Here is a 21,773-nt window from a genome sequence, read left to right on the forward strand (position 1 = left end):
CACAATCGGGACAGATATCAGACGAGGAGCCAGCCAGCCGGGCAATGACACTCTTGAGAAGCCGCCGATCAACGCTTGTCCGTTTCTCCTCGCTGGTTCTCGCAGCCGGCGTCCTGGTCTATGGCTATCTCATCAATCAGCGCGCGCAGTTGATCGCGCCTGCGCCGACCTCGATACTTTATGATCGCGGCGGCGCGTTCCTCGCTCAGATCGGCCATGCCGACGGCGCAAGTGGGCGTATCGACTATGGCTATTGGCCGCTGGAGCAATTGCCCGACCGCGTCGTCAAGGCAACGCTTGCCCTCGAAGACAGGCGGTTCTACGACCATATCGGCATCGATCCCTACGCTGTCGGCCGCGCAGCCTGGCAAAATCTCGATGCCGTCGGCCGCCGCTCGGGCGCCTCGACCATTGCGATGCAAGTGGCGCGGATGCAGCAGCCGGAATCGCGCACGCTCATCCACAAGGCGCTTGAGGCCGGCACCGGCGTCCTCCTGACCCTGCGTTACGGCCGCGATGCGATGCTGGGGCAATATTTGCGGCTGGCGCCTTACGGCAATGGCAGCCACGGCATCGCCCATGCGGCGCGGCTCTATTTCGACAAGCCGGTCGCAGACTTGTCCTGGGCGGAAATCGCGCTGCTATCAGCGATCCCGCAGTCGCCGACCCGGATGAACCCGCTGCGGCCGCAGGGCTTGCGCCGGGCCATTCACCGCGGCCATCAAATGCTGGACGCGCTGGCGAAACAGAAAATCATCAGGGCTGACGAGGCAGAGATCGCCCATCATCAGCTCGATGAGATGCGGATGCCCGACATACCCCGCCGCCCGGATGCCCTGCACCTGATATTGCGCTATCATGAGCTCATCGAGAACGGCCAGATAGCCCCTGCGTCCGCCAGCACGCCGCTGATCCACACGACGATCGACCTCACCCTGCAGGCCGACATTACTGGTCTCGCACGACAATATCTCGATCACTGGCGTTCTGCGGGCGCGCAGCAAGTCGGCGCCATGGTGGTGTCGCGCCAAACAGGCGAAGTCCTCGCCCAAGTGGGTTCGACCAACTATTACGGCAGGCATGCCGGCGCATTCGACTACACCCGGACACAGCGCTCGCCGGGCTCGACCCTCAAACCTTTCGTCTATGCGCTGGCCTTCGAGCGCGGCTTACTGAAGCCAACCGACATGTTGCTCGATCTGCCGGAAGGCGCGTCGGGCATCGGCGATGCGGATCGCGAATTCCTCGGCCCTATGCTGCCGCGCCAGGCACTGGCCAATTCGCGCAATGTTCCCGCCACCAATCTACTGCGCAGCATCGGTCTCGAGACGACGTTCCGCTTTTTGCGCGATCTCGGTCTGCACGACCTGGAAACCCCAGCCGATTATTTCGGCCTGTCGATGGCAATCGGCTCGCTGCCGACCCGCCTGGATAGGCTGATGCGGGCCTATGGGGCGCTCGCCAATGATGGCCAGATGCAGGATTTGCGCTGGGCGCGCGAGCAGCCACAGCCGCAATCCGTTAGGGTCATTTCGCTCGATACGGCCCGGTTGATTACCTCCTTCCTCTCCGATCCGCAGGCCCGGCTGCCGAGCTTCCATCGCTATGGCACGCTGGAATATCCATTCCCCGTCGCCATCAAGACCGGCACCTCCCAAGGCTATCGGGACGCCTGGGCGATCGCCTATTCGGAGAAGGTCATCGTCGGCGTTTGGATCGGACGGGGCGATGACGGCACGATGAGCCGGATGACCGGCGCCGGCAGTGCCGCCCGCCTCGTGCACGCGATCCTCGACAGGGTGCACGGCAATAAGCCGGGAGACATCGCCGACGCGCGTTTCCCGACGCCACCGGACCGCAAGCCGATGGAGGTCTGCGTCGTCAATGGACAGACGAATGACAACAGCTGCAGCCAGACGCTGGTCGAATGGTTAAAGCCCGACGAGATACCGAAGGTGGCTGCACGATCGCCTGGTCCGGACGCCACCCTCAAACCTGTGTCGATCAGTGCAACAGCCGAGAGGAGCAAGAATTCACTCGCCAACGCCGATGGCTCCAACCCGCAGATCCGTCTCGCCATCTCGACACCGGCTCGCAACAGTCAGATCTGGCGCAATCCGGAACAGCCGGCGGCATTCGACCGGCTGCCTCTGAAGGCCGATGTCCAACCGCATGTGCCGCAGATCGTCTGGTATGTCGACGGCCAGCCCTTCGCCGTCACCGACCCCGACAAGCCTGTCTTCTGGCCCATTCAGAGCGGAGAACACCGCTTCCAAATCCGCCTGCCCTACCGCGACGAAACCTCCGCAGTCGTCCCGGTGTATGTGCAATGAGGACGTCGCAGTGCCGCAATTGTACCGCGGTCGGCATATGGAACTGGAAATCCTTTGAACGAAGGGGGTCAGCAGCGGCCGCATAACCGCTTAGCCATCGTTCCTCATCGCGGCGCGGAGCACATCGTTGATGCGGTCCTGCCAGCCCGGGCCATCCTCCTGAAAATAAACGAGCACGTCGCTGTCGAGTTTCAGAGTGACCTGTTCCTTGACGTTCGGCAGCGCCGGCCGCTCGACGGGCGGTGCGGCGGCCACCTTTTTGGCCGGCCTGAACAAGGCTTCCGCGGCATCAAGCGCATTGACGGGGCGGCGTGGAGTTTTGGTCACGGTTCTCTCCAATGGTTCGCTCATTTCTGCGGTCACGGTCTTATCATGGGATTGATCGTCCGCCAGGACGCTTCTGGGGTCGTTAACTGCTCCCGTCATTCCAACGAGACCCATTTTGCAAAGCGGCCGCTCCTTCAGCAGTGCGTCGTACCGATCACGAATCTCATTTAACGAATAGAGGGAACGAAATCCAGACGACTTGGTTTGGCCTTGGAAAGCGGCGCCTGGTTTCCGGAGCCGCACCATGTGTAGCCGAGGGTGATGGTCCTGATGCTGGTTTCGTGACCAACGGACGTTGATGACCGCCGGCTCTACAGCTTTGCCCTGCAATACGATATGGACGGCAAGAGCTGGCGACCGAGATCTGAGACGATATGCGGCCAGCTCTACGGCGAGGTGGAAGCGTAAGTATCCCCCGGCAAAGCCGGGGGCTTTAATATGTGAGCCGCTCAAAGCGTCGGGATGCGGACGCTGACGCGGCCCCGGTTTCAATGCGTCACCTGGAGGTGGCCGTTCAACGCCACAGGTTCAATTGCTCAAGCCTGTGGTCGTCCTTCTCTTGGTTGCGGATAATCGCGGATTGTCTCCTCATCACGACCGACAGTAGACACGACGTACCCACGCACCCAAAAGTGCTACCCGGTAAAGCCGCGCTTTCTCTCACCGTAGACCCGCCCAAGGTGGAGGGCACTCTTGCCCTTCATGTATCCCACAACCTGACTAATATTACTGGATCAACCATCGCGATGGATCGTCATCGATAGAGGATGGCTTGTGGCAAAGTTTGAGTTGACCGTTTTCGATGGCGAGGCGACACTTGCAATCGACAGCAAGGCAGGAGGAAAAATAATGGACGAGCCAGAGCGCTGGCGCGACATGGCAAGCGCACCGAAGGACGGCAGTCGGATTCTCGTCACGATCCGTCAGTCCGAACAGGGGCCGGCAGAAGTTGACCTCGCATATTGGTCGAATGGCGATCATTTCGGTGCAGAAGGCTGGCGCGCCTCTGATTCCTCACCTGGCCGCATCATCGAATATGCCGCGCCGGAACTGAAGTGCTGGATGCCGATGCCCTCTGCCAATCTCAATCGCACCTCGATGCCCGCACCCTGGGAAGGCGAGGACGCTCAGCAGCTCGACGGGTCAGGAATTTAAGAACTCGCGCCAAGAGCGTTGTTCACAAGGCCATAGTTCGGCGTCGACCGTCGCAACAATATCAGCGGCCCTTCGGCGGTTGAGAGACAACCTGCAGCCGGAGTTCGCCTGTTTAAAAAAATCTTGATGTGCTGCGGCGCGTAACCCCCTACAGGTTCTTCCTCCGGATTGTCTTGTTGCCGCGCGGTCCAGTTTCCTGTGGCGAGTTCTTCACATTCTCGTCGAATAGCGCCCGCCATCGGGACAATCGATCACGAGACAAAGCTCCGGCATCCACGGCCGACAGCACTGCGCAGCCAGGTTCGTGCTGGTGGCTACAGTTCCGGAACCGGCAATTTGGCGCCAGCTCGGTTATTTCTGAATATAATGCGTCGATACCATCGGCAGCGTCGCTCACCTGGAGGGTACGCATTCCAGGCGTATCGATGACCCATCCACCCCCTGCAATTGGGTGGATTGAGCGTGCTGTTGTCGTATGGCTGCCCTTGGCATCATGCTCTCGAATGCCGCCAGTCTTTTGAGACTGGTCACCGCGTAGTCCTGCCAAAGCATTGACTAACGTCGATTTACCGACCCCGGAGGAGCCGACGAGCGCGATCGTCTGCCCGGGCTGACACCACGGTGCGAGAGCGGCCGCGGCATCTATAGATCGCGCGTCCAGTACCACGACGGGCAGATCGCGTTGCAGCGCCGCTGCGTCGCGCCGATAGATAGGTACGTCGTCGGTGGTATCCGCTTTTGTGAGGACGATTACGGGCGCCGTTCCTGCCTGATTGGCGAGTGCGATGTAGCGTTCCAATCTGGCCACGTTGAAGTCCAAATTGCAGGACGTGACGATCAATAATGTATCGACATTGGAAGCACCGAGCTGGTAGGTAGCTCGGCCTTCGGTCCGGCGCTGCAGCAACGTTCTGCGCTCCAGACGCCGAACCAACGCATGATCGTGCGGCTCGACCAGCACCCAGTCGCCCACGGCGAACTCGCCGGTGTTGATTTGATGCGATATCTTCAGCTTCGCTAGACCCGTTGGCGAGACAATGCTCAGACGACTACGGTGAACCTCGGCAATGCGCCGTGGGACGAGATCGCTCTCTGCTGATGTCAGCTGATCCGAAAAGAATTCAGACCATCCCTGCGATTTGAGGAATGCAGATTCGCTTTCAAGGTTCAAAGACCAGGTAGTGGGTGCTGTGTCGCGTTCGATGGGCTAACTCCGTCCTGTAGAAATCGGCGGTTTCAGTTAGGGGGCAAGTATCACATTTTCCGGCTTTGTGCTGATCATGCGTGCATGAACGCTGCGGGCGGCAGCTTGGCCGTTCCCCTATCAGGACTTGCGAAACGCGCTGAGGTATAAGGCTGCCCAATTGAGGAGGCTGTGGTGCGACAAGCGAGCTTGAGCTGGCGCGATTTTGAATCCAAAGGACGTCGAAGCGCAAGCGGCACGCATCTGCTCGGGTTATGAGGTGAGGTAAGCTGGAGCTCTGTTACGCGAAGCGCATCGCTGTTTTCGCGCGCGCCTTTGCAGCAACTTCCTCTCGATCGCGAGGGGGTTGGGAGGTCTCAAGCGAACTGAGCAGCTCGTGGGCGCATTTCGTGATCGCAATGACCGCCTGCTCGAACGCCGCCTCATTGCGTTTCGACGGCTTGGTGGTTCCGCTCAACTTGCGCACGAACTGAAGCGCGGCGTCATGGACCTCCTCGTCCGTAGCTGGCGGATCGAAATTGAATAGGGGTTTGATATTTCGGCACATGGCTTTCTCCCGATCGCCTCTCTCTTCCACCGAGAAGAGGATTGCTTCATATAAAGTAGTCGCGTGAGCGTGATTTACAAACGGACCGCTTCGCCGCGGTCGGGTCCACGCACCGCGGAAGCAGCGTCCCCGCTTCGGGGTTGTCCCCGTGACTTTGGCGTTGTCAGAGCATGATGCCGAAAAGTGTGAGCGGTTTTCTCATAACATCATGCTCTAACCCTTTAATGTAGAACAGGATTCAGATTTTAGGCCGACCCGGTCTAAAATCATCCTATGGCGGCCTCGCATTGCCAGTCGAAAGTGCCGAAAAGACGTTGATATTGAACCAGTGCTCCCAATCAATCAGGCGGGCATCAATCGCTTTTCAGTCTTAGCGTCGAACAGATGCAGCTTGCTGAGGTCGGGGGCTAGGCCGAGCTTATCACCCGCACAGAGTTCAAGGCGCTCCCTCACCGTCACAACGAGGTTATCGGCACCGAGCTTGGCGGTGACCTGGATCTCGGCTCCGGTCGGCTCGACAAGGGCGACTTCAGCCGTCACGGGACCTTGTCCGATCGTCAGGTGCTCAGGCCGGATGCCATAGGTGATTGCGGCGCCGCGCGCCAATGTTGTCCCTTCGGGCAATGGCAGCCTTCCACCGCCATCCGCGACGAATTCAACCGGTCCCGACCTGCTGACCTGCCCGTGAATGAGGTTCATCCCCGGAGACCCGATGAACCCTGCTACGAACAGGTTCGCCGGCTGGTCGTAGAGATCGAGAGGGGAGCCTATCTGCTCTACGAAGCCGTCCCGCATCACGACGATGCGATCGGCCATCGTCATTGCCTCGATTTGGTCGTGAGTGACGTAAATTGTTGTTGTCTTCAGTCGCTGGTGCAGTTGCTTGATTTCGGAGCGCATCTGAACGCGCAGCTTCGCGTCCAGATTGGATAATGGCTCGTCGAATAGAAAGACCTGCGGATTACGCACGATCGCACGGCCCATCGCCACACGCTGGCGCTGGCCGCCCGATAGATTTCTCGGATATCTGCCGAGCAGATGCTCGAGCCCAAGGATTTGGGCAGCCTCCCGAACACGCTGCTTCGTCTGCTCTTTGGGAGCTCTCGCCAGCTTCAGCGAAAATCCCATATTCGCCTCGACCGTCAGATGCGGGTAAAGCGCGTAGGACTGGAAGACCATGGCAATGTCGCGCTCTTTCGGTGCGACGTTGTTCACGACCTTGCTGCCGATCGAAATTCTGCCGTCGGAAATCTCTTCGAGGCCGGCGATCATTCGCAACAATGTCGACTTTCCGCAGCCGGAAGGGCCGACGAGGATCACGAATTCCCCGTCGTCGATATGAATATTCACCCCATGCAGGACTTCGAAGTGACCGTAGCTCTTACGGGCATTCGCCACACTTACTGACGCCATGATTTTCTCCGGCTGGATGTTCGTAGTTCGACGAGCAGCCTTTAGTCCTTTGTTTTTATGCATGTCGTTATCCCGGAACCGCTGCACACTTCCGGGCGACGTGCTTTAAGCGGCTGCAAACTGCTCATTGCATTGCGGTCGCGGCAGAATAGGGAGCCAAGGCCGCGTCGATGGCTGAAAGACAGAGTTTTCGGGCATTGGGATCGACCCGCTTTGACACCACGTCCGGATATAACCGCCCGAGATACTGGCTGATCAATGTCTCGGGAATGGCGTCCGGGAGCCGGTTGAACAATGCGTCGACTGCCGCGGCTGCCCTTGGATCAGGCCAGTAGTAGCGGATACGATCGCTATAGCTGAAATGCCGCTGCAGGCGCTCTTCATCGGGGCTGCCGCTATAGTGCCCTGCCCAGTGCGCCGGTTGCTCCACCATCATTGTTTCCATGGTCGCGGCCAGTCCGGTTCCCGGTGTCGTTCCGGCGAGGATGCCGGCAATCGCATCGAGACCGTAGAGGGCCTCGCGAAGCGCGAACGTCAGCCCGGGTCCTACCTTGAGAATGGCAAAGCCGCCGTCGACCAGAGCGGACAAAGCGCTGGTCGGCTGGTAGTCCGTGGAATGCGCTTCGAAAACCAGCCCCGGCATTTCGTCCAGCGACTGAATAAGACTGGTCGCTCGTTCGGGCTTGTAAAGGACCACGTTCGTGTTGCCGAATTCGACGCCCGGCTGAACCACGATACCGATCACCCGATCCATTGCCGAAGCCAAACCAGCTTGGGAAAATGATGTCTGATGGACCGCCAGTGTCCTCACTGCCGCATCGGCACGGGTGATGTCGATTTCTTCGAGTGCGTGAGTTGCACCGCCGGGAGGCGGCACCTCGGTCCCGATGATATACACCGGCGGGCGCCGGCCGCAGCGATGAGCGGCCTCTTCGGCAGCTTTTGCCAGTTGCGCGGCGCGGACGGCGGTGATCTCGTCGTCAAGTGCAGCCGGTTCGCCGGCGCAGCCCATGGAAGTGTCGAGATGCAGCTTCTCAAACCCGGCTTCCACATAGGCTGTGACCATGGCCGAGGCGCGCGCCATTGCTTCCTGCGCCGACAGCTTCCTCCATGGGTTCGGACCAAGATGATCGCCGCCCAGGATGACGCGTTCGGCTGGAAAACCAACGGCCGTGGCGACGTTTTCGATGAAGCGGCGAAAGTCCGGTGGCGTCATCCCGGTATAGCCGCCTTCCTGATTGACCTGATTGCAGGTGGCTTCGATGAGGACTGGCCGATCCTCCGCGGCGGCGCGGCGGAGCGTGGCCTCGATTACCAGAGGATGCGCTGAGCAGACCGAGGTGATCCCGCGTGGACAGGCGAGATTTCTCGCGCCGAAAAGCTTTCGAAGCGCGGTCTGCCGGTTCTCTTCGATCTGCGTCATGCCAGCTTCACGACCTTGGTCAGGTGGCGGGGAGATACCGTATCGATCTGCCGAGCCTGAGCGGCGCGCTCGCCGAGGACCTGCAGCGCGGGAAGGACGACCAGACCCGCGAGCGAAAGATCGACATCCACCGCGAGCTCCACATCGCCGGGGCCGCCGAGGCCAATGACGACGGCGCCCTTCTCTTTCAATTCGCCAACCAGCTTTATTTCCGCCTCTCTCTGGTCGGAGCTGTAGAGCATCACCACCGCCGTTTTTCGGTCGACGAGGCTGATCGGCCCGTGACGGTACTCCAGGGGGTGGAAGGCTTGCGTCATGATCTGGCTCATTTCCATGAGCTTCAGGGCGCCTTCCAGGGCGATGCCGAACAGCGGACCTCCGCCAAGAAACACGAAGTGGGTTCTGTCTGCGATGATGCCGGGAAGCGCATGATCGAGAGCGCCGGCGAGCTTGCGGGCGGAACCGACAACGGAGCCCGGCACATGCCGCCCGATCATCTGCAGTCCAAGAAGGACCATCAGGCTTGCCGAAACCGTCATGACGATGCCTTCGTCGGGATGGGTTTCGGCAGAAACCAGCCGATCACAGTTTTTGGCAAGAGAGCTTTCTGGTTCGACGGTTAGAGCAGTGACGAACGCGCCGGCGGCACGGCTCGCTTTCGCGGCAGCAACTGTCTCCGTCGTCTCACCGCTCCGCGAAAGCGCCACTACATGCGTGTCACGCCACTCGGACCAGAATGCCGAGGGCCGGTTTTGCCATTCGGCGCCAGGGACTGCAATCGCCCTTCGCCCGGCCATATTGGAATAGGCCGCAAGCGAGAGCGCGAGATTGAAGGAAGTGCCGCAGCCTACGAAGACGAGTAGCTTGAAGCGGTCATCGGCGGGGTTAACGCCAATGGCCTTTTCCCAATAGGGAAATTGCTCGAAAATAACCTTTTCGGTCGTATTCATGAAGTCTCCGATTATTTGACCGAACCAGCCAGCAGGCCGCTGACGAGGTAACGGTTGAGAAAAATGACGACGAGGGCGGGGATGACGATCGCGATCGAGCCGCTGGCCGTGATCAGGCCGTAATCGATGAAGTTCTTCGTCACGAATTCCGGGATGAGCACTGTCAAGGGCTTGGTCGCCTGCGGCGAGAAGATGAGCGGGACAAGGTATTGTCCCCAGGCCCCCAGGAAGGTCAGGATCGCCGCTGCCGTCAGCCCGGGTCCGGCGAGCGGCAGGACGATGTTGAAGAAGATGTAAAGCCTGCCGGCGCCATCGAGCTGCGCTGCTTCCTCCAGCGCGATCGGAAGAGCTTCGAAGACACTTCTAAGCAGCCAGAGCGAAAGCGGTAGGAATGCCGAAACATAAATCAGCGCGACGCCGACATAGGTGTCGACGAGATGCAGCTTGATCATGATCTGGTAGAGCGGGATCAGCACCGCGTAAGCGGGAATGGCGAGCGTCGCAACGACGGCAACGAAGAGTGTTTTCCTGCCGGGGAACTGAAGCCGCGTGAAGGCGTAAGCTCCGAGCGCGGATATTGCGACGCAGAACAGCGTCGCTGCGACGGAGGTCACGATGCTGTTCAGCAAAGCGGCGCGAAACTGCTTGAAGACCTCCACCCCTCCGATCCGCGCAATGTTGATGCCGAACAACCGCGAATAGTGATCCAGCGTAAAGTGCTGCGGAAAAAAGTTGATAGGGCGGACCGAGAAGTCTTCGCTTGGCGTGACCGAACTCGCAATGGTCCAGTAGATCGGCCCCAAAGACCAGATCAACAGCACGAGGACACCGACCCAGATCATCATTCGATAGGCAAGAGTGGCTTTCATCAGTCGAACCGTGTGTTGCGGTAAACGCGAAGGACGTAGACGAGCGAGATCAGCAGAGAGACGAGCGTGATCACCACCGACAGCGCCATTCCGTAGGAAAAGCGGAGGTTCTGGAACGTTTCCAGGTAGATCTGGACCAGCACCGGCCTGGTCTCGAGGCTGGCACCTGCCAGGACCCAAGCTTCATCGAAGAGGTTGAAGGCGTTTACCGTTGCGTTCGTCATCGCGACCGCGATCGCGCTGCGAACGAGGGGAAGGGTTACCCATCCAAACATCTGGACGCGGGTGGCGCCATCGATCCGCGCGGCCTCGTAGAGATGCGTCGGTATGCTCTGCATTGCGGCGAGAACAATCACGATCGTGAGCGGCATCATTCGCCAGACGTGTACGATCGTCACGGCGACAATTGCGCTGGTGCGATCGTTGAACCAGACATGATTTTCAAATGCGAGCCCGAGCGCGGAGAGAATGCCGTTCAACAGGCCCGCGCCAGGTTGGTAAATCCAAAGCCAGATGACCGAGTTCACGACGCCGGGCAGCGCCCAGGGCAGGATCACCGCAGCCAGAAGCCACTGACGCCCGACCTTGATCTGATTGATGAGCGCGGCCGCAAGAACGCCGAACACGGTTTCTGCAGTGACCGCCAGAACGACGTACATGAGCGTGTTGGTCCAGGTCGTCGCGAGCTGGCCATCGGAGAGCATCCGGCTGTAATTTTCGAGACCGACGAAGGGAGTGCCAGCCTGCATGGGATTGACCCTGTGCAGACTGTCCCAGACCGTTCGCCCCATCGGGTAGAAGACCAACGCCGCCATCGTGATGACGATCGGCGAGACCAGCAGAAGCCCAAGCGTGGTGTCGGCATTGAAGCCGACACCACGCTTGCTCGGCAGACCCTCGGACGCGAAGGCAGTCATTGCGCCATCGCCTGCTTGGCAGCCGCAGCCATCGCCTCCACCGCTTGATCGACGCTCATCTGGCTTTTAGCCGCACTGTTGATCGCCGTATTCACACCACTCGAGAACTGGGGATACCAAGGCGGGGTGCCTTGCGGGAAAAGAGGCTCGACGGTCTTGGACTGCGCCACCAGAACATCGCCGCTATTCAGCTTGCCGGCGTCGTTCAGTTCGGAGAGTGCGGAAGTCCGGGTTGGCAGGAAGCCGTTTGCGGCATTCTTCTTTTGGAAATCCCTGCTCGTAAACCACTTCACGAAGGCGATCGCCGCCTCTTTGTTCGGAGAGACGTTCGGTATGGCAAGGGCCTCGGGAAGACCGAAGCTGCGCGTTTCGCCGCTCGCAGTCGGCACCAGAATGGCTTCTACCTGACCGGCGACCTTCGACTGCTTGGGATCGTTCATCTGGCCGAGACGTCCGGGCTCGCCAGAGATCATGATACTGGTGATGCCCTGCCCGAACATGCTTTCGTTGATCTGGCTGTCCTTGAGGCCGGTGGATGCCGGGTCGACAAGCCCCTCCTTGAGAAGCATGAGTTCGAAAGCGAGCGCCTTATAACCAGCCGAGTCCGGAGACGTGAAGAGCGGGTTGAAATCCTTGTCGAAAAGCTCACCGCCGAAGGCCTTCGTCAATAGATACCAGCTCGTCGAAGCACCCTCCGTTGCCGAAAGCGGCAGGCCGATCGGATACTGGGCGATGCCCTTTTCCTTAATTTTCTTGGCGGCGGCGACGAGGTCGTCCAGTGTCTTGGGCATTTCCGACACACCAGCATCGGCAAAATGCTTCTTGTTGACCAACATGACTCGGAAGTCGTTCGTATAGGGAATGCCGAGAAGCTTCCCATCGACGGTGAAGATCTTCGCCACACCGATATCCTTGAGAGTATCGGCATCGATCACATCATCCAGCGGCAGGAACCAGCCCGCCGCACTGAACTGCCCTGTCCATGACCAGTCGAATTCGGTAACGTCGGCCGGCGCGGTGCCCGCGACCAGAGCCGTCACCAGCTTGGGCCGGATATCGTCCCAGGAGAGCGTCTGTAGGTCGACATGGATGCCAGTCTCTGCTTCGAAGTCCGCCGCAATGGTCGGACCCTGGGGTGACGGCATCAACACCGTGATCGACTGGCCGGCGAGCGGTTTTGCGTCGTCCGCCAAAGCGGGCACGGCAAAGACCAAGGCCGCTGAACCAAGTAGTCGCAAGACAAATTTGTGCATGTTCCCATCCTTCATTGTTCTTGATGCTCGGTTTAAGTCGCGTGCGCGCCAAGGCTCTGAGCAGTGGCCGCGATTTGCCCGAACCAGCTCTCGTCCAAGGGCCAGTCGAGAAGTTGGGCAGCAGCCAGAAGGGCGCCACCAATGGGGGGAAGTTTCGGTGGCGCCGGAGGCTTTCCAATCCTCCGCTCGAGTGCTCCCAAAAGGAGCCGGCTGGAGAAGGTGCCGCCCGCATAAGTCCAATCGGCATTGGCATCGCAATGCCCGGAAATCGCACGGTGATGCTTTGAGAGTTCATCGGCTGCCTGCTCCAGCAATCCTATGGCTCCCGCGTCGCCATCGCACCCGACCCGATCCACGAGAGCTGAAATCGCTGCGATCTCCGCCCTTGGGTTTAAAAGCGCGCTTGCCCAGTCGCCGAGCCCGTTCATGGGATCGAGAGGATTGATGCCGAGGTGGTCGAACAGGGCCGTCGCCAGAGCGGTCGCGGCAGCGCGACCGTCCAGGCCTTGGCTGATGAGGTTGAGCGCCCTCTGCCCGATCCAGTGACTGCTTCCTTCGTCGCCGATCAGATCGCCCCAGCCGCCGATGCGTGCCGAACTTCCCGCCGCGTTGCGCGCCCAGGCCATCGAACCCGTACCGGAGAGAATGAGAATGCCGGGCTTGCCGCCAAAGGCGCCAAGATGTGCCGCATCGACGTCATTGAGAACTTGGCGGAGAGCATTCGGGAAGCCGCGCTGGATCGCATCGCGTTGCAAGGCCGACAGGCGTGCGACCTCGCCATAGGCGGGAAGCCCCGCGGCGACCGCCATCAATTTTGGCTCATTGTGGAAAGGCAGCAGATGCTGCTCCAGCTCTTCCAGCCAGTTCGGATTGTCCATCGGATTGACGCCGCGGCCGCGGGCGCTGCGCAGGATTCGACCACTCCGATCTGCGAGGGCGACGAAAACCTTGCTTCCGCCCCCGTCAATACCGAGGATCAGCTCGTCGCTCATTCCTTGGCCCCCAGCTCTGCGATCGTCGCGTCGACGCCGAAATTAGCCAGTTCCTCGCGCCAATGGCGCGGGAGTGCGGAATCGGTGATAACCTTTGCAGTGTTGAGCGGCGCCACCTTGTAGGTCGCCATCATTCCGAATTTCGATGAGTCGGCCAGGACGAAGCGATTTGCCGATCGAGCCAGCATACGTCGATTGAGGCTGGCTTCCGCGCTATCGACGCTATAGATGGCGCCGTCGGGACTGATGGCGCTTGCGCCAAGAAAGAGCTGGTCGAACCAGATCGTCTCGATCATCGCCTCCGCCTGTGGCCCGACCAATGATGCGTTTTCGCTGCGCAGCTGGCCGCCGAGAAGCACCACTTCGAGGTTTGGAATGTTCAGGAATTCCTGCGCCACCGTCAGGCCGTTCGTGAATATCCTGAGCGGAATCGGGTTGATCCTGATGAGGCGGGCGAGCTGCAGGACGGTGGTGCCGGCATCGAGGAAGATTGCCGTGCGCGGATGCAGCAATTCATAGGCAGCAGTGGCAATGGCACGCTTGGCCGATAAATGGCGCTTTTCGCGCTCCTGAAACGCGACCTCGACCGACGACCCATCCGCAATGCGGGCTCCGCCATGCACACGATCAATCGCCCCCTCCTGCTCAAGAATCTGAAGGTCTCTGCGTACGGTGGCGAGCGACGCCCCGATCGCGTCGGCAAGCGCCTGGATCGTGGAAAAGCCGTTCGCGTAGAGGTGGCTGCGGATGGCATCCAGACGATCGACCTTCACTCCGCCTGCCTGATTCACCGAAAAGCTCCTCCAACAATGTTCGCCATATCGATCACATTTCCACTCAAATAGATCATAGTCAATCATAATATTGGTGTTTTTTGATTTTTTTCCTCACTGACCAAGAAACGCGCCGCGGATGCCGCGGCGCGTTTTAGGGAACGGCGATGTTGCTGATGTCACTGATACTGAGGCAGGAGATCGCCGTGAGCGTCGATAAGATCGTCGACCATGCTCCAGATTTGGTCGGGCGAGAGTTCTGCGGAGGTATGAGGATCCAGCAGAGCGGCCTGATAAATGCGCTCGCGGCTCTTTGTGAGGGCAGCCTCAACGGTCAACCGCTGCACGGAAATACTCAGATTCATGACAGCCGCCAGCTGGGACGGAATCCGTCCAATGCGAACCGGTTGGACGCCGTTTCTGTCGACGTGGCAGGGCACTTCCACGATGCAGTCCGCAGGCAGGTTCTCGATCAGGCCATTGTTTGCAACATTGCCGTAGATCAAGGCCGGGGTGCCGGTTACCGCAGCATGGATGATGCCGGCAGCATATTCGTTGCTGCGACAAACCTCGATCGGTCTCTCGCCTTCCAGCTCCTGCCGCAGGGCACGCCATTCGCCTATCTGCACATCGCAGCGGCGGAGGTATTCGTCCAACGGGATGTTGAGCCGGTCGATCAGGTCGTTTCGACCCTCCTTGATGTACCAGGAGGTATATTCGGAGAAATGCTCGCTGGACTCGGTGACGAAGTGGCCAAGGCGCTGGAGCACGTCGAAGCGTACGCGGTCATCGACCGGAACACGACCCTCGACCGCCAGCGCTTTCAATCGCGGATAAAGGTCTTCCCGGCGGCCGTCGCGATGAACTTTCTCGTATTTCAGGAAGAAGGCGACGTGATTGATACCGGCGGACACGTAATTGACGTCGGCAACGTCTTCGTCCAGGCATTTTGCAAGATGGGCGGCAGTGTGTTGAACGCTGTGACACAGGCCGACCGTGCGGATTTCCGGCGCCAGTTCGTTGATCGCCCAGCAATTGATGGCCATCGGGTTGACGTATTGCATCAGCAGCGCTTGCGGGCACACATCTTGCATATCCCGGCAGATCGCTTCCAATACCGGGATCGTGCGCAAGCCGCGGAAAATGCCGCCGATGCCGAGAGTGTCGGCAATCGTTTGACGCAAGCCGTATTTCTTCGGAACGTCAAAGTCCGTCACCGTCGCCGGCTTATAACCGCCGACCTGCATCATGAGGATGACGAAGTCCGACCCGCGAAGAGCGTCGCGCCGGTCCAAAGTGGCTTCAATCTTGACGCTTGAACGCCCCAGGGCCTCGCAAATCCGGCGAGCAACGATTTCGGATGTCTTTAGCCGCTCCGGGTCGATATCGAACAGGCTGATGACGTAAGCCCCCTGCGTTTGCGAGGACAAGACATCTCCCAGAATGTTCTGCGCAAATACGGTGCTACCGGCGCCCACCAGGCAAATCTTCGGCATTGCAATCTCCCTATCGGTTATGATTGCTTAGTGCTCCTTCTGAATCAGAATTTCCTCCTGCTATCCGACTAATAATTCCGGGATTCGAGTCGAAGCCAGAAAATGAAACGGAATCACGATCGCGCCGAATGGATTGCATCGAGAGATGCATTCCTGATCGAGCGTCACATGGCCGATGCGATGGCAGCGCCGCACTGGCACGACCACGTCGAGTTGAACCTGTTGATGGAAGGCCAGATGACCTACCTGTTCAACGGCAGACAGGAACAGGTAGAGGCCGGGCGGCTGGTTCTGTTCTGGGCGGCGATCCCGCACCAGACGATCGCCGTTACCGAAAACGCGCCTTTGGTGTGCGCTTATCTTCCCCTCGTCGATTTCCTTGCCCTGCCGGTAGACAGAGGGGCCAGGCAATTGATCATGCAGGGCCGCTTCCTGACGCAGGGACCTCAGGAAAACCCGGATGTTTCGATGTTTGCACGCTGGGAAAGGGAATGGCAGTCAGGGAGTAAGGCAAGGCGCAAATTGATCGTGGATGAGGTGCGCCTGCGCATGAGACGCCTGATCCTGGACAATGCTAAAATCGAGACCGTGCCGACCCAATTGTTTCCGGCGCCTATGGCCGGCCACGCGGTGGGATACGTCGAGGGGCTCATCGACCTGATCAATATGCACTATGCAAACCCGATCAGCATCCCCGAGCTCGCGAAGCGCGCAAATATCCACCCGAGCACGGCCAACAGTGCTTTCCGCAAGGTGTTGGGAATATCGGTCAACGAGTATTTGATCCGATATCGGATGGCGCGGGCGATGCAGCTTCTGACCGACACCGACGCTCCCATCCTGCAGATCGGCTTTGACTGCGGCTTTGGCTCCAGTAGTCGCTTCTACGAGATATTCAAGGGGCGAACGGGGACCACTCCGCGTCATTTCCGCGAATCGGTGAGCGGGATGAACCCTTTGGCAGGCTGAATTTGTCGGAAGCGCAACGTCTTCCGCAAGAAGTGCACCTCTGAAATTACGATGTGTTCCCAAGGCGCCCAGCTGAGGCCCGGATGCGGATAAAAATGCTGGGGTCTTGAACGATACGAAGCTCGACGTTCAAGATGATTTTGGTGAAGACCAAGGATTGATCACCTTCAGCCCGGCGGCCTCGAAAGGGCTCGTGTCGCGCGTCGCGACCGCGAGACCGTGCGCCGCTGCCGTGGCCGCAATATATCCATCAGCTTTGCCGATCGCTTTCCCGGACAGCCGAGCACGCGCCATGAGGTCTGAATAAAACTGCGAGGTGGTGACGCCGAAGGGTAGAATGCGCTCGACAAAATGCAGAAGCACTTCGCGCTCCAGGCGATCGTGAAGGATAGCCTGCCGTTTGCCTGGGGGCATGGAAGCAATCCCAAAACGAAGTTCGGCAATTGTTATGGTAGAAAGGAACAGTGTCTCGATTGCTTGTGCGTCCAACCAAGCGATCACTGCCACGTCGGGAACCGATCTCCACGGCTCTGATATGACGTTGGTGTCCAGCAATATCATTCGAACGTCATCGGCTCCGCAGGTGCCTTATCGCGACCCTGCTGCAGGGCTCCAACATCATCGTCGGAAAGCTCGGCATCCCGACCTATCGCCGCAAGTAAAGAGCCGAGTTTCACGCGCTCAGATGGACGAACGGCAGCCTCGAGGATGTCACGGATTTCAGCCTCGGTGCTTCTGCCATGATGAGCTGCTCGCACCCGCAGGGCGCGATGTGTCTCATCCGAGAGATTGCGAATGGTGACCGCTGGCATTGATATCATCCAACCAAACGTGATTTCGTTGATATCAAATTATGCCGGATGATTTCTCTTTTCAAGTGGATTCAGAAGCATCGAAATAACTTCAGTGTTATCAGATCAAGCGAGACCTGAATTGATGAAAGACACCCGCCCTGGACAAGTACGACCGCCGCGCGGCTTCCGTTCTTTTCGCTACTGCGTCACGCGAAGGACCGCTGAACCCGTTGTCAATCGACCTTCAAGATCCCGATGAGCCTCGACGAGGTCGTCGAATGAATAGATGCGGGTAGGGTCGACCCTCAGGACACCCGATTTGATTGCCGCAAACAGATCGGCGGCGGCCTCAGCGGTCTGGGCAGGCGTTGAAACGTAATGCTGCAGCATTGGCCATGTCAGATGCAGCCCTCGCGGGCCAAGTTCATAGGGATCAAGAGGAGTAATTTCGCCGGATACCTTACCGAACTGGACCAAGGTGCCACGAACTTTGAGTACGGCAAGCGAACCACGGAAGGTGTCTTCTCCGACGGAATCAAACACCGCGTCTACGCCAACTCCATCAGTCAGTTCGAAGGTGCGCGCCACGAAATCTTCCGTGCTGTAATTGATGACGTGGTCACATCCCGCCCGGCGTGCAACGTCTGCCTTGCTTTGGCTGGATACTGTTCCAATGACACGATACCCGAGTGACTTAGCCCACTGCACGAAGATCTGGCCCACGCCACCCGCGGCGGCGTGATAGAGGATCGTGTCGCCGGGCTTCAAAGGTACAACGTCCTTGACCAGATATCTCGCCGTCAAACCCTTCAAAAAACTGCCCGCGGCCTGCTCGTCGGTGACACCGTCCGGTATAATCACCAACCGGTCGGCGGGATGGAGGCCCGCGCTGGCGTAAGCGCCTGTGCTGTGACCGAAGACGACGCGGTCGCCGACTTTCACCGAGGCAACGTTTCTTCCGACGGCCTCGACGACACCCGCTGCCTCGTTGCCGATAATTGCGGGAAATGACGGAACCTCCATCGTGCCGCGTCTGAAATAGACATCCACAAAATTGAGGCCAATGACTGTGCTGCGGACACGGACCTCTGCGTCACCAGGATCTGGGACTAGGATGTCTTCGAACTCCAGGACCTCAGGCGGACCGTACTGATGAATGCGTGCTGCTCGTGCTTTGAGCGACATTATGATTTCCTTTCAGCGAAATAGCGGCACTGTTTTGCGTGACGGTCACAAAGACTGGCGTTCGACATATTGAACGTTTCAGCCCGTTTGATAGTCCTGTTGCTTTCTTGTTCGTCCAGGGTCGCCGGCGGCCACGGTTTTCCGGCGCGCTACTTGCTCGGCAAGCGTCGCACCACTCACCATGGAGGTGTTACACGGCTGTATATTCGATCCAGACGGCGCCCAGCTCGCGACGGACAGCACGCGCTCCAGCACTTCCTTCGGGATCTCGCGGTCGGTGAACCTGCGCGCCTGTCGGGGTCGTGACCGCCTCATACGCGTCCATGATCCTTGCTCAGACAATCACAAAGATATCAATTCGAGATGAGCCGGCCAATTCTGCTCGGTGTTAGTCCGCACACTCCATTTGGTGGCCGAAATCACACCAAGGGTGAGAGAACGTCCTACCGACGTCGAGGATGTGGGGAGTTGAACAGCCGATCCGCTGTTTTCAGGATGCCGTTGGGCGGAGACAACAGTTGCCCGGGCCTACAGGCCTGCTGGTGCGCACTTTATGCCGGCGTTACTGCAATCAGCCGCGCGCCTCGCCTGACGTCAAAATGCGCAGTGGATGAGGTTCGCGCTCGAACAGTGGCCTATCGCGCAAGGGGATGAAATGACCACGCGTGATGTCAGGGGCGTTTGCTTTTATCCCGGTTTTGTCGGGATCCGGAGTTCAGACCGTCTGAATTCGGGACAAAGACAACTGGGCGGCGAGTTGACCGGCTACCGACAGCCCTCTAATTTTCCAGCTTCGCAGCTGCAATAGCGTGCGGCATTAGGAACGCAGCAAGCTCCGGGATGACATTCCTCGCCCCCTCAAGCGAAAAATCCCGGGCACAACGGCCTATGCCGATCGGGCTCACGAAATATGCCGCAGATCGTTTTAGACAAGAAGGAGCCGAGATCATGACTCTCGGCTTGTCGCCGCTGGCCAACGTCGAAAAAAGCCAATTTCCCGAGAGCACCTTTGTGCTACCTCTATCAGCGCGTATTCCTGTCACTGCTCGTTAACCGCCGGATTTTCAACGTTCAGGGCCAAGCTGAATTCAAGCGCAGGTTTCACGGTAACGAGGTGCAAACTTATATTGGCTTGCGGGGCTCCCACCGAAACCGTCGCGCTGCCGGGACTAAACACCCAGGCAAATCGCCGGTCCCTAAGTTCGCCTGCTCCGTCGCATCTCCTCAGAAAAAAGTTTTGATCTCCGGCCGTGTGAGTTAGACATCACAAATCCAAAAGCGCGCGTTCGGCTTCGAGCGTCAATTCCCGGAGTTGCATCATGAAAATCGCGCCGCAGCAGCGGATCTATGTCTGCTTCTTTCTCTTCGCCGTGTCGCTGGGGGCGCTGCTGTCGAGGATGCCGGATTTGCAGGTTGCGCTTGGCGTCGACAAGTCGGAGCTTGGGTTGACGTTGATAGGGGCTGCGATCGGCGCCTTGATTTCGTTGACTTTGTCTTCGCCGGTGATCGCCCGGCTCGGCGCGCGGACAACGGCATTCATTACCGTTCTCGGCACGTCTGCGTTGCTATCGCTGGTGCCGTGGATCGGTGCGGCGCCGGTGGTGTTCTGTGTGCTTTTCGTCGAGGGGATGCTCGCCGGGGCGCTAGAGATCAATCTCAATGTCGAGATTGATCGCATCGAAGCACAGCTAGGACGCGGCGTGATGAACAGGGCGCATGGTTTCTGGAGCCTCGGCTTCTTCGTCACGGCGCTTGTCTCCTCAGTCGTCCGCCAAGCCGGTATTTCGATGCAACTCCATCTCGCCGTGACCTTTGCCGCGGTGCTTGTCCTCGGCGTCTGGGCGATTTCCGGCATGCGCAATGCGCCGCCGCGGACCCCGTTGAATGAAGGCAAGGCGCCGCTGGTGGCGCTTCCCACCTGGGGCCTCATGCCGCTCTGCGTGATCGGCATCGCGGCCTTTCTCGTCGAAGGTGCCGGGATCGACTGGTCGGCGATCTATATGAGCGACGTGTTTTCGGTCGAGCCCTTCGTTGGCGGACTGGGATTGACGCTCTTTACCTTTTGCATGGCGCTGGCGCGCCTTTTCGTCGATCCACTGGTCGATCGGTTTGGCGCGCGGGCCGTCGCCACGATGCTGCTTGTTCTTTCGGCGATCGGCATTTGCGCCGTCTGGGGCGCTCCGCATGCCTATGTGGCGCTGGCGGGCTTTGCCTTGATGGGCGCCGGCTGCAGCGCGGTCTATCCTCTCGCCGTCTCGGCGGCGGCCCAGCGCACAGATCGCGCGGCGCATCTCAACGTCGCCGCCCTCGGCCAGATGACCTTCGTCGTCTTCTTCCTGGCGCCGCCGCTGCTCGGTTTCATTGCCGAACATGCGGGCATCAGGACATCCTATCTCGCCTGCCTTCCGTTGATCATCTACGCGCTCTTTTCGGTCAAGGTGCTTGCTAAGCGCCGGGCGGCCTGCGACGGCAGCGTTGCGAGCGTTCGGAGCGTCAACGGGTGATCGATCGAGCTGGCTGCTTCGGCGGCTCGATAGGTTCAGCGAAAAGCATAAGCGAGCACGCAATAGCGGCGTGCTCGGTGCTCCCTTAACGTGTATACGTTTAATGTCCGTCATGAATTTCAAGAGAGCGTTCACTTCGCCCGGCCCAAAGCTAAAGTATTCCTTTGCATTGCCCTTTGACGTGAACCTCCGGACTGTCACCGTCCTGAACGCGCGACCGTCTTCGAGGAAGGAAGCCTTGATCTGAAAACGACGGCCCTGGGTTTGGCGTAGGACAACTCCTCCTTTACCTAGGTGAATCCTTATCGCTGTTATCGAGGTGATAGTGATCGGTGGGCATGTTTTCGCCGGCACAAAGCTAAAGGAGCACTCAGCAATGCGTCGCGAGTGAGGGTCTTGAACAGGAGTGCCGGTGCTTTGATGGTTGGGGCACGACTACGCCAAGGTCCGCGCAAGACTATTGGCGCGCTCGATGCCGGGGCACCCGAAGCGCGGCAATATCGGCAGCCGGCGTCGCAGACCCGACAGTCCGCCGGCTGCCGATGCTAGATGATCATCGCGTCGAGCGGGAGCGTGAACCCGGTTGCCAACAGAGGCCGATCATCATGACTAACGTGCGTATCCCGGGTAACGTTCTCGTAGCCGTCATGATCGCCTGCGTTGGCACGT

The 21,773-nt window shown here is 59.2% G+C and carries 20 protein-coding genes and 1 pseudogene; 4 read left to right on the forward strand and 17 right to left on the reverse strand.

Annotated elements, in window-relative coordinates; genetic code table 11:
* Positions 1 to 44 precede the first annotated feature (44 nt).
* A complete protein-coding gene (locus HJB82_RS28965; RefSeq protein WP_259674022.1) occupies positions 45 to 2,333 on the forward strand; it encodes a transglycosylase domain-containing protein in 2,289 nt (762 codons plus the stop codon).
* 90 nt (positions 2,334 to 2,423) lie between these two features.
* On the opposite strand, the gene HJB82_RS28970 is transcribed toward HJB82_RS28965, so the two are convergent.
* Together HJB82_RS28970 and HJB82_RS28975 are read right to left on the reverse strand one after the other, a co-directional pair.
* Complete coding sequence (locus tag HJB82_RS28970) at positions 2,424 to 2,660, reverse strand: BrnA antitoxin family protein (protein ID WP_207585745.1); 237 nt, start codon at positions 2,658 to 2,660, stop codon at positions 2,424 to 2,426.
* Positions 2,661 to 3,174: 514 nt separating this feature from the next.
* Positions 3,175 to 3,385, reverse strand: a pseudogene (locus tag HJB82_RS28975) (transposase); the annotation flags it as partial.
* A 124-nt stretch (positions 3,386 to 3,509) separates the two neighbouring features.
* On the opposite strand from HJB82_RS28975, the gene HJB82_RS28980 reads away from it, so the two are divergent.
* Positions 3,510 to 3,815: a hypothetical protein gene (locus HJB82_RS28980; protein ID WP_207585746.1), complete on the forward strand. Its 306-nt coding sequence runs from the start codon at positions 3,510 to 3,512 to the stop codon at positions 3,813 to 3,815.
* A gap of 148 nt (positions 3,816 to 3,963) precedes the next feature.
* Here the strand turns inward: HJB82_RS28980 and rsgA are convergent, their stop codons facing one another.
* The 11 genes from rsgA to HJB82_RS29035 form a co-directional block, all read right to left on the reverse strand.
* Positions 3,964 to 4,986 (reverse strand): ribosome small subunit-dependent GTPase A, encoded by a 1,023-nt coding sequence (rsgA, locus tag HJB82_RS28985; RefSeq protein ID WP_207585747.1) that lies wholly within the window; start codon positions 4,984 to 4,986, stop codon positions 3,964 to 3,966.
* A gap of 313 nt (positions 4,987 to 5,299) precedes the next feature.
* Positions 5,300 to 5,566, reverse strand: a complete 267-nt coding sequence (locus HJB82_RS28990; protein WP_221117933.1) for a DUF2277 domain-containing protein — start codon at positions 5,564 to 5,566, stop codon at positions 5,300 to 5,302.
* A 342-nt stretch (positions 5,567 to 5,908) separates the two neighbouring features.
* A complete protein-coding gene (locus HJB82_RS28995) occupies positions 5,909 to 6,979 on the reverse strand; it encodes an ABC transporter ATP-binding protein (RefSeq protein ID WP_221142194.1) in 1,071 nt (356 codons plus the stop codon).
* A 124-nt stretch (positions 6,980 to 7,103) separates the two neighbouring features.
* Entirely contained in the window at positions 7,104 to 8,402 is a 1,299-nt protein-coding gene (locus tag HJB82_RS29000; RefSeq protein ID WP_207585750.1) for a D-tagatose-bisphosphate aldolase, class II, non-catalytic subunit, read from the reverse strand.
* Positions 8,399 to 9,352, reverse strand: coding sequence for an SIS domain-containing protein (locus HJB82_RS29005; RefSeq protein WP_207585751.1), 954 nt, complete (start codon positions 9,350 to 9,352; stop codon positions 8,399 to 8,401). Before HJB82_RS29005 ends, HJB82_RS29000 begins: the two co-directional genes overlap by 4 nt.
* 11 nt (positions 9,353 to 9,363) lie before the next feature.
* Positions 9,364 to 10,197 carry a carbohydrate ABC transporter permease gene (locus HJB82_RS29010; protein ID WP_207585930.1) on the reverse strand — a complete coding sequence of 278 codons (834 nt, stop codon included), beginning with the start codon at positions 10,195 to 10,197 and terminating at the stop codon, positions 9,364 to 9,366.
* Between the two features lie 23 nt (positions 10,198 to 10,220).
* Positions 10,221 to 11,138: a carbohydrate ABC transporter permease gene (locus HJB82_RS29015; protein ID WP_207585752.1), complete on the reverse strand. Its 918-nt coding sequence runs from the start codon at positions 11,136 to 11,138 to the stop codon at positions 10,221 to 10,223.
* Complete coding sequence (locus HJB82_RS29020; RefSeq protein WP_207585753.1) at positions 11,135 to 12,391, reverse strand: sugar ABC transporter substrate-binding protein; 1,257 nt, start codon at positions 12,389 to 12,391, stop codon at positions 11,135 to 11,137. Before HJB82_RS29020 ends, HJB82_RS29015 begins: the two co-directional genes overlap by 4 nt.
* A 32-nt stretch (positions 12,392 to 12,423) precedes the next feature.
* On the reverse strand, positions 12,424 to 13,383 hold the full coding sequence (locus tag HJB82_RS29025; RefSeq protein WP_207585754.1) for an N-acetylglucosamine kinase: 960 nt from the start codon (positions 13,381 to 13,383) through the stop codon (positions 12,424 to 12,426).
* A complete protein-coding gene (locus tag HJB82_RS29030) occupies positions 13,380 to 14,174 on the reverse strand; it encodes a DeoR/GlpR family DNA-binding transcription regulator (RefSeq protein ID WP_207585755.1) in 795 nt (264 codons plus the stop codon). Before HJB82_RS29030 ends, HJB82_RS29025 begins: the two co-directional genes overlap by 4 nt.
* Before the next feature lie 161 nt (positions 14,175 to 14,335).
* Complete coding sequence (locus tag HJB82_RS29035) at positions 14,336 to 15,652, reverse strand: alpha-glucosidase/alpha-galactosidase (RefSeq protein ID WP_207585756.1); 1,317 nt, start codon at positions 15,650 to 15,652, stop codon at positions 14,336 to 14,338.
* Between the two features lie 102 nt (positions 15,653 to 15,754).
* Here HJB82_RS29035 and HJB82_RS29040 point away from each other — a divergent pair, with 102 nt between their 5' ends.
* Positions 15,755 to 16,621 (forward strand): helix-turn-helix domain-containing protein, encoded by an 867-nt coding sequence (locus tag HJB82_RS29040; protein ID WP_221142196.1) that lies wholly within the window; start codon positions 15,755 to 15,757, stop codon positions 16,619 to 16,621.
* Positions 16,622 to 16,750: 129 nt separating this feature from the next.
* Here the strand turns inward: HJB82_RS29040 and HJB82_RS29045 are convergent, their stop codons facing one another.
* The 4 genes from HJB82_RS29045 to HJB82_RS29060 all read right to left on the reverse strand — a co-directional run bounded on the left by HJB82_RS29045 (position 16,751) and on the right by HJB82_RS29060 (position 18,915).
* Positions 16,751 to 17,182: a type II toxin-antitoxin system VapC family toxin gene (locus tag HJB82_RS29045; RefSeq protein WP_207585758.1), complete on the reverse strand. Its 432-nt coding sequence runs from the start codon at positions 17,180 to 17,182 to the stop codon at positions 16,751 to 16,753.
* Entirely contained in the window at positions 17,179 to 17,433 is a 255-nt protein-coding gene (locus tag HJB82_RS29050) for a FitA-like ribbon-helix-helix domain-containing protein (protein WP_207585759.1), read from the reverse strand. The genes HJB82_RS29045 and HJB82_RS29050 overlap by 4 nt, the downstream gene beginning before the upstream one ends.
* A gap of 180 nt (positions 17,434 to 17,613) precedes the next feature.
* Positions 17,614 to 18,600 (reverse strand): quinone oxidoreductase, encoded by a 987-nt coding sequence (locus HJB82_RS29055; protein ID WP_207585760.1) that lies wholly within the window; start codon positions 18,598 to 18,600, stop codon positions 17,614 to 17,616.
* A gap of 78 nt (positions 18,601 to 18,678) precedes the next feature.
* Entirely contained in the window at positions 18,679 to 18,915 is a 237-nt protein-coding gene (locus tag HJB82_RS29060) for a nitroreductase family protein (RefSeq protein ID WP_246762908.1), read from the reverse strand.
* Between the two features lie 1,004 nt (positions 18,916 to 19,919).
* On the opposite strand from HJB82_RS29060, the gene HJB82_RS29065 reads away from it, so the two are divergent.
* Complete coding sequence (locus HJB82_RS29065) at positions 19,920 to 21,104, forward strand: MFS transporter (protein WP_207585761.1); 1,185 nt, start codon at positions 19,920 to 19,922, stop codon at positions 21,102 to 21,104.
* Positions 21,105 to 21,773 lie beyond the last annotated feature (669 nt).

The organism is Rhizobium sp. NZLR10 (assembly GCF_019685125.1).
Lineage (GTDB): Bacteria > Pseudomonadota > Alphaproteobacteria > Rhizobiales > Rhizobiaceae > Rhizobium.